This is a genomic window from Cupriavidus sp. SIMBA_020, from assembly GCF_046535395.1.
Classification (GTDB): domain Bacteria; phylum Pseudomonadota; class Gammaproteobacteria; order Burkholderiales; family Burkholderiaceae; genus Cupriavidus; species Cupriavidus campinensis.
Genome location: NZ_JAWRWU010001433.1, coordinates 1 through 244 on the forward strand (window position 1 = coordinate 1; position 244 = coordinate 244).

Annotated in this window: 1 pseudogene; it reads left to right on the forward strand. The window is 72.5% G+C overall.

Features of this window, described 5'->3' with window-relative positions:
- Nucleotides 1-244: pseudogene (gene eno / locus SB751_RS34280) on the forward strand (phosphopyruvate hydratase); the annotation flags it as partial.

Genomic DNA, 244 nt, shown 5'->3' on the forward strand with positions numbered 1-244 from the left:
CGCGCTCAAGGCCGCGGGCCACAGCGTCAACGTCGGCGACGAAGGCGGCTTCGCGCCGACGCTGCGCAACGCGCCCGAGGCGCTGGACTTCATCATGGCGGCGATCGAACGCGCCGGGCTGCGTCCGGGCGCCGACGTCGCGCTGGCGCTGGATCCGGCCGCCAGCGAATTCCACGGCGCCGACGGCTACCGCTATCAGGGCGAGAACCTGCTGCGCACGGCCGAGCAGCAGGTGCAATACCTG